The 6,765-nt window shown below is 33.2% G+C and carries 9 protein-coding genes; 6 read left to right on the top strand and 3 right to left on the bottom strand.

Annotated features, from left to right (window positions below; all coding sequences use genetic code 11):
* Together IGI80_RS18920 and IGI80_RS18915 are read left to right on the top strand one after the other, a co-directional pair.
* Nucleotides 1-638: RepB family plasmid replication initiator protein (locus IGI80_RS18920; RefSeq protein ID WP_438724288.1), on the top strand; the 638-nt coding region annotated here is incomplete at its 5' end.
* Nucleotides 639-659: 21 nt separating this feature from the next.
* Nucleotides 660-1,187, top strand: coding sequence for a DUF536 domain-containing protein (locus tag IGI80_RS18915; protein WP_438724287.1), 528 nt, complete (start codon nt 660-662; stop codon nt 1,185-1,187).
* A gap of 294 nt (nt 1,188-1,481) precedes the next feature.
* Here the strand turns inward: IGI80_RS18915 and IGI80_RS18910 are convergent, their stop codons facing one another.
* Complete coding sequence (locus tag IGI80_RS18910) at nt 1,482-1,796, bottom strand: hypothetical protein (protein ID WP_438724286.1); 315 nt, start codon at nt 1,794-1,796, stop codon at nt 1,482-1,484.
* Between the two features lie 122 nt (nt 1,797-1,918).
* Here IGI80_RS18910 and IGI80_RS18905 point away from each other — a divergent pair, with 122 nt between their 5' ends.
* Complete coding sequence (locus IGI80_RS18905; RefSeq protein ID WP_438724285.1) at nt 1,919-2,311, top strand: GFA family protein; 393 nt, start codon at nt 1,919-1,921, stop codon at nt 2,309-2,311.
* Between the two features lie 73 nt (nt 2,312-2,384).
* On the opposite strand, the gene IGI80_RS18900 is transcribed toward IGI80_RS18905, so the two are convergent.
* The gene (locus IGI80_RS18900) at nt 2,385-2,597 is read right to left on the bottom strand and encodes a hypothetical protein (protein WP_438724005.1); all 213 of its coding nucleotides are present in this window, start codon (nt 2,595-2,597) and stop codon (nt 2,385-2,387) included.
* A 656-nt stretch (nt 2,598-3,253) separates the two neighbouring features.
* On the opposite strand from IGI80_RS18900, the gene IGI80_RS18895 reads away from it, so the two are divergent.
* Both IGI80_RS18895 and IGI80_RS18890 read left to right on the top strand, forming a co-directional pair.
* Nucleotides 3,254-3,832 (top strand): hypothetical protein, encoded by a 579-nt coding sequence (locus IGI80_RS18895; RefSeq protein WP_438724284.1) that lies wholly within the window; start codon nt 3,254-3,256, stop codon nt 3,830-3,832.
* A gap of 479 nt (nt 3,833-4,311) precedes the next feature.
* Nucleotides 4,312-4,827 carry a hypothetical protein gene (locus tag IGI80_RS18890; RefSeq protein ID WP_438724283.1) on the top strand — a complete coding sequence of 172 codons (516 nt, stop codon included), beginning with the start codon at nt 4,312-4,314 and terminating at the stop codon, nt 4,825-4,827.
* A 934-nt stretch (nt 4,828-5,761) separates the two neighbouring features.
* On the opposite strand, the gene IGI80_RS18885 is transcribed toward IGI80_RS18890, so the two are convergent.
* Nucleotides 5,762-5,860: a type I toxin-antitoxin system Fst family toxin gene (locus tag IGI80_RS18885; RefSeq protein ID WP_438724282.1), complete on the bottom strand. Its 99-nt coding sequence runs from the start codon at nt 5,858-5,860 to the stop codon at nt 5,762-5,764.
* A 595-nt stretch (nt 5,861-6,455) separates the two neighbouring features.
* On the opposite strand from IGI80_RS18885, the gene IGI80_RS18880 reads away from it, so the two are divergent.
* On the top strand, nt 6,456-6,765 hold a 310-nt coding region (locus tag IGI80_RS18880), incomplete at its 3' end, for a replication initiation protein (protein ID WP_438724281.1).

Here is a 6,765-nt window from a genome sequence, read left to right as displayed (position 1 = left end):
GTGACGATGAAAATCCTTATGTAGATATTCAAATTTTTGAAGAAGCTTTGCCTTTATTAAACGATTTAGATGAATGGGTTCGTTATTCATTACAACAATTTAACGAAATACAAAGTAGTTATGCTAAAACCATGTTTCGTTTATTAAAACAGTTTAGAACCAAGGGCTATGCTTATTTCTCAAAGGAGGATTTCCATGAATTATTAGATATTCCTATAAGTTATAAGCAACCAGATATTGATAAACGAGTTATAAAACCCATTCGTCAAGAACTCACCGCTATTTTTAAAGGACTTGCTATTAAAAAAAAATATGGAAAAGGACGTGGAAAACCGGTTATCGGCTATCAGTTCACGTTTAAACCAGAAATCAAAAAAGCAAATGATTTTAATAAGCATGCCCCGACTAAAGAAGAACAAAACAAAGCCTTAGCACAAGCACAGGAGCAAGAAAATTATGAAGAGCAACCAACCACATTAGAAGTCCGAATCCAACAGAAAAAACGAGAACTAGAATTACTTCAGCAAATCGAAGCCTTAGAAAAAGAAAAAGAATTAGCTGATAAAACTTCTACACCTATTCCAGAAACTGAAAAAAAAGAATTGTTAAACAATTTAAATAATCTTTTCAGTCAATAAGCAACCAAGGAGGCAACCTAATTGCAAGCCAAAGAAACCTTTACAGTTAAGGAATTAGCTGATTTATTTGGTATAAGCAGGCAAGCTATGTCGAAACACGTGAATAAATTAGATTCCAATTTATTAGCTAAAAATGAACGAGGATACAAGGTAATACTACATTCTGGTGTATTGCAACTTGCTAGCAACCTAGGTAACAAAGAGTTGCTAGATATGTTGCAACCTAATAATAAAAAAGAAGCTATAAATACTGATAAAAAAGAACTTTCAGAGGTTGCTAATGAGTTGCATATCCAATTGTCAAAAGAAAACGAATTTTTACAAGAACAATTACGAGAAAAAGATCATCAGATAAAACAAATGCAAAAAATTATTGATCAGCAGCAACAATTAACACTCCAGGCTAATCGACAAATTGAACAGCTCCAGGAACAATTGTCGCTCACGTCAGAAAATCAGGAAAATGAAAAAAATTCTGCTGTACAACCAATTTCTGATAAAGTTGAACACGTATCAGAAATAAAATGGTGGCAGTTATGGAAGAAATGAGAGCAGTTGATTGATTAATTTAAAAATCATTTCGTTGGTATCGTTATTTGCTAGAAACTATTTTCTTGCAGTAGTATTTTTTTAATAGAATAATTTTTCTATCTACAGGATTATTAAATAAATAACAGTGGACGTATTCAATCAACTACTAAAATTCACAAAGAAACATGCGATTAGAATGCTTATCTAACGACATTTCCAAGGTAGAGAAGAGGTAGACCAATTTAAAATCACAAAGAGTGCCCCTCTATCAACTTATAGAGGGGCTACTTGTGTTAATAGCGATTATGTCGACTAAGACATTAAATAACTATTAACTATTTCTTTGGAGTAATATCTGATTTGTTTATCATTTGATTTAGCATATTCTATTTCTTTTTTTGTGCTTTTCCCAATATAGCCTTCAACATCAATTACAAAAATTTCATCAGCCAAATCTATTTTTCTGAAATGATATTTTCCAAACAATTCAGCGTCTTCTTTTGATATTTCAATTCCTTCATCAAACACTGGACTTAAAACCAAAAAACCTTTCCTAGTTAATATTACTTCTACTTTTCTAAATACTTTTATAAATTTCATAGAGCCACATAATGTTATTATTTTCATGATAGTTGAATTACTCCTTTTTTACTAATTATATAAAAATCATTTACTTGATGTATATCAGTTATGTTGACTAGCAAGAATGCTATAATAAATTTAATATTATCAATAGGTGGTGCCTTTCTTTGTCTGAAAATGAATTTGATTGTTCTTGCTTATGTGAAAACATTAGATTTAAAGTTAAACTTATTAATTTAAAAATGGGTGTTTGTCATTGTTCAATGTGCAGAAAAAATACTGGTGGCACAGGATTTTCCTTTTTTTATTCATTAACAAGACCTATTTTTATTAGTCAGAACAATTTATCGATCTATAATTCAACTGGAATCGCTGAGAGAGCTTTTTGTAATCAATGTGGTACAACAATTTATTATCATAGAATATCTGATGAAGGATACTGTATTCCATCAGGAATTATAGATATTTTAAATGAAAACGACGTTATCTTTGATAAAGAATGGTATTATTCAGATAAACCTAAATACTACTCTTTTAACGAAAATACTAAAAAATCCTAAAACAAATCAATATAAATGGCGACTAGAGGATTAAATAACTTCTTCTAGCCAAGCTTTATACGAAATATGTGAATTAACTATCTTTTTTATCTTTACGTTCTTTCAATAAAAGGATTAATTCCTGAATACTAACAATTATTGAGACCAGAATAACCATACCGAAGAATCTTATTAAAAAAAGCCAATTGAATAAAAGACCATATAACATAAGCAAAACAACAAATAAACATAAATATTTTTCTAATTTTTCTATTTTACGGCGTCTAAACCATTCTTTGTCTGTCATATATAAATGCTCCAATCACTGCAATATTTTAAAAAAAGTTTATGTTATAATACCATTTAAATTACAGATAGGTGGTGAAATAATATGTTTTTAGGTTTTGATTTATTTTCTTTAATGAGTCGTTCTGGAGTTGTTTCTAATCGCCCATCACAATCTTGGACGTGGTAAATAAACGTGTGATTTTCACACATGGTAAGTAAAATAAAATTTTGAGTGCATAGACCAGGTTTTTGGAGCATGCCAAAGTTAAAAAAAGAGTAGGGAGCTTTCCTGCTCTTTTTTTGGTAGTGGGTAACTACCCAGCAAGGTATATGTACCTTGCTATGCTTGCCAGATTTTTATTGGCAGGGATTATGGGCTTTTTTGGTGCTCTGATTTTGATTCTCTGTTTTTAAATCTGCGCGATCCTGGTTAATGAAAAAAGTAATCGATTTTTGGTAGGGAGATAGACAAGTTTTTTTCACACGCACTATAAAGATTATGAAGTCATGATTACAGACACCAATATCAACGGATTAATAGTTTATCTAAACATGTAATTAATCCTTTTTTTGCACATAAAAAATAACAAAAAGAGAGCAAAATAGGATTGTTCAGAAAGCGCTATCAATATATAATTTAGTTGATTCAAATCAACTAAATAGGAGGCTTTTTTTATGAAGAAAATATTATTTGTAGGAACAGTTCTTTTAATGATGGGGTCTATTTTTTTGTCTGGTGCTTTCAGTGTAGTAGCTAATGCTGAAGAAAACACTAATGCTGTTATAAATTCTGAAAATATAAAATCGTTGCAAAATATTAATACTGATTACAATACTCTAAAGAATTCACTTGTACTTCGTGGGTTTCATGTTGCTGAAGAAAACACATTTTATTATGAAGGTCTACAATATACAAAATATTTTTCTGACAATGGTGACATAGGAGTAATTGAGATAGGCGCTGATTACGTAACTGCTTACACACTGAAAGAGTCAGGATTTTTATATACCTTAACTGCAGAAAATGCAGCTGGAACAACATTGTATAAACAATTTACAAAAAATGGTGATCCTGTTAATATACTTTCAAGAAGAGCTACTATGTGTGACTGGGTTGTAGGAGGATCTGGCGTGGCACTATCTGCAATTTATGGTGGTGCAATTGGAGCTGCTTTCGGTGGGCCTGCAGGTCTAGTTGCAGGAGCTGCTGTTGGTTTAGGTTGGATTCCAGTTTCTGCAGCTTGTCCAAAATAAGGTGGTGACTAACATGTACAATAAAAAAATCTCTATATCTAATTATTTATTGTACGCCTATGTACCAACATTAATTTTTCTTGTCTCACAAAATATTTTAAAAAATATTGATTTAGTTTTTAGTGGGCTTTTTTTTACCTGTATAACGATAACAAGTATCTCGTCTTTTTATATAGTTAACAGGTCTTTAGCTCCTGTATCTATTAGTAAACTATTAGGGCTAGTTATACCTTTAAACTTTTTAAGTTTTTTATTTTTAGGATATATACTTTTCAAATTAAGCATTCTTTAAAATCCTGGATTAAATAAACCAGGATCATACTCAAAAAACGGAAAAGAGAGGAGGGAACTTCCCTTCTCTTTTTTTTAGGTAGTGGGTAACTTCCCAGCGAGTGTATATACACTTGCTACGCTTGCCAGAGTTTTGTTGGTAGGTATTGTGGGCTTTCGTATAATAAGGGGAGGAGGCGAACTAACTTATGGATTACACTATGTCAGAACTAGCTGATTTATTTGGCGTCACCAAAGACGTAATTAAATATCATCGGAAACAACTTCCTGCAGCTGTGGTCACAAAAAACGAGCAAGGAATCGTGTTGATCTCGGAAGAAGGATCCGAAATCATTCGGGGGAAACTACGCAAAGAAACTTATGCGGGTGATTTCAAAAATTCCACCCTGCGACACCTGGAAGCTTTACGAAATGAATTTGACCCATCAGAACGGCTTTTTCGTAGTCTAGCAGCGATTGAGCAGGCGTTGAATATCAATTCTTCTGTGGTAACAGTTTCTTATGGTGACTTCGCAAAGACGAATGGGGCTCAGTCAAACGTCCCAAAATTATTGTTAGAACAGCTAGAAAACTTGCTTAATGACCCTAATTTCACGACTTGGTATGCCACTAGAGATAGTGATTCTTTTGAATGGGCTGACTGGAGAAAAGAATTTGTTAAAGTAACGGAAGTCATTGAGTATTTGAAACAACGTACCCCTTAATGCGCCCATAGAACTACCTAGTAGCTTATCTGTGGCAAGCATAGCAAGTGTATATACACTCGCTGGGTAATTACCCAATAACCTAAAAAAGAGTAGGAAAGTTCTCTACTCTTTTTCACCTTGGGGTATACCCCAAACCCCTGGTTTTCATAAGCTAAATTTTAGGATTTTATAGCAATCCGAACTAGTTGATCTAGTTTATGAAACGATAAGAACCAATTATGTAAATTATCATAGCTATATTTATTTGCTTTAAAATAACAAATAATGTATGATAAATAGACAAGTAAAAAATAGTGCAGACTGGAAGTTGGGAAATTGACGGCTGTTTAGTGTAAGGATTGTTGCTAGTAATAAGTTGGTGGGGCGTAGCGTAGCGAGAGCCCCACACCAACTTTTAGCAACGTAAAATCCTTTTGAAATGAACAGCCGTAAGGTGGGCGAATGCCCACCTTTTCAAATTCTACCCCCCTTTTATAACATGGGGGTAGAATTTAACATACCGTATAAAAAAGTAGTTTGAATGCTTACTCCCGCAAGGGATTGAGCAATTGAGATTTTGTCACATTTTTCGACTAAAGTTGTCACATTTTTCGGAAGTAGGTTTAAAGCAGTGAGAGGCGTTGATTTAAAGCGATATAGAAAAGAGCTAAAATTAAAACGTCCTTAAACGTGTTTAATTTCTCTTCTAACGCATTTTAAATCATTTTTAATATAAATGTATACCTTGTGATTAAAACTCCTTAAAACGAAATTTAGAGGGTATTTAGAGCATGTTATAAAATTTGAACTTAAACTTTAAGCATGTTATACTAACTGTGCGAAATGTGAAGATTTTGTACAAGAGAAACACAAAAGCCAACCCTATTGCGAGTAGGGTTGGCTTTTTTTACGTTCGTTGCGACTGCGAACGTGTGGGTTAGAGACAACTTGCTTAGTTATCGTCTTTCTTGTCTAACCAATGAGAAACTAGTTCAATGACTAGCCCAACAAAAATTGGTGCGATAACCAATGTGAAGATTTTATCTATCAAGAGAAACACCCCCAATCAGGGGCAAGTTGCCGGCATTAAGTATAGCATATCCGCTTTAGGGTTGTTAGGGCTTGCCCTGACCGCCTGAAAGGCGCCTAATGAACAAGATTACTTGAAACCACTAAAAACGTCTTAGAGAGCGTCTCACGAGCTCCTAGAGCTAGTTCAAAGACCACCTTGTCTACCGGTTTTAGGTTTTGACCTTAGCGAGTGAACGGAGAGAACGCTGCAAGTAAAATGTGAGCGGGTTTTTCGCTCACTCCTTTTTTGGTGTTTGATTTTGATTCCCAGTTTTGAAATTTGCGCGAACCTGGTTGAAGAAAAAAGTGAGGTATTTTGGGCGGGAAATTGAACCTCCCTCTTTTATAATCTCTTTTTAAACCTCTTTTAAACCTCTTTACCGAAGTCTGTATACTTACTCTCCCAATGGATACAAAACTTTATGAAGGTCATTTTGTCTGTTTATGAAGGTCATTTTGTCTGTTTATGAAGGTCATTTTGTCTGTTTATGAAGGTCATTTTGTCTGTTTGAATGACATATTTATAGGTCTTGACTTCTATTAAAAGTCACTTATAATAAGTTTGAGGTGATTAAATGGCTAAAAATGAACTTGTAAAATACCACCATGAATTAAATACAATTCCGTTAAGAAAATTTAAACCGGTTGAAATGAATCTGTTCTTTTCAATCGTATCTCGTATGCGTGAAAAAGGAGATAAAACTGTCCGTTTTACTTTCGATCAATTGAAAGAGCTTAGTGACTATAAAGCTACTGCAAACGTTCGATTTGTTGACGATTTAAAGACAACTTATGAAAAAATTCTATCTTTGCGATTTGGACGTAGAAGTCAGTCTGGCTTAACTGTTGAAATGTTTGTTATGTTTACAAAATTTAAAATTAATG

The sequence above is a fragment of the Enterococcus sp. DIV1420a genome (assembly GCF_051712165.1).
GTDB lineage: Bacteria > Bacillota > Bacilli > Lactobacillales > Enterococcaceae > Enterococcus > Enterococcus faecalis.
This window is presented reverse-complemented; position numbering and strand designations above follow the sequence as displayed.

Bases quoted from the DNA above. Each gene is read 5' to 3' on its own strand.
- IGI80_RS18910 (WP_438724286.1), bottom strand. From the start codon at position 1,796: ATGAAAATAATAACATTATGTGGCTCTATGAAATTTATAAAAGTATTT.
- IGI80_RS18900 (WP_438724005.1), bottom strand. From the start codon at position 2,597: ATGACAGACAAAGAATGGTTTAGACGCCGTAAAATAGAAAAATTAGAA.
- IGI80_RS18895 (WP_438724284.1), top strand. From the start codon at position 3,254: ATGAAGAAAATATTATTTGTAGGAACAGTTCTTTTAATGATGGGGTCT.
- IGI80_RS18890 (WP_438724283.1), top strand. From the start codon at position 4,312: ATGGATTACACTATGTCAGAACTAGCTGATTTATTTGGCGTCACCAAA.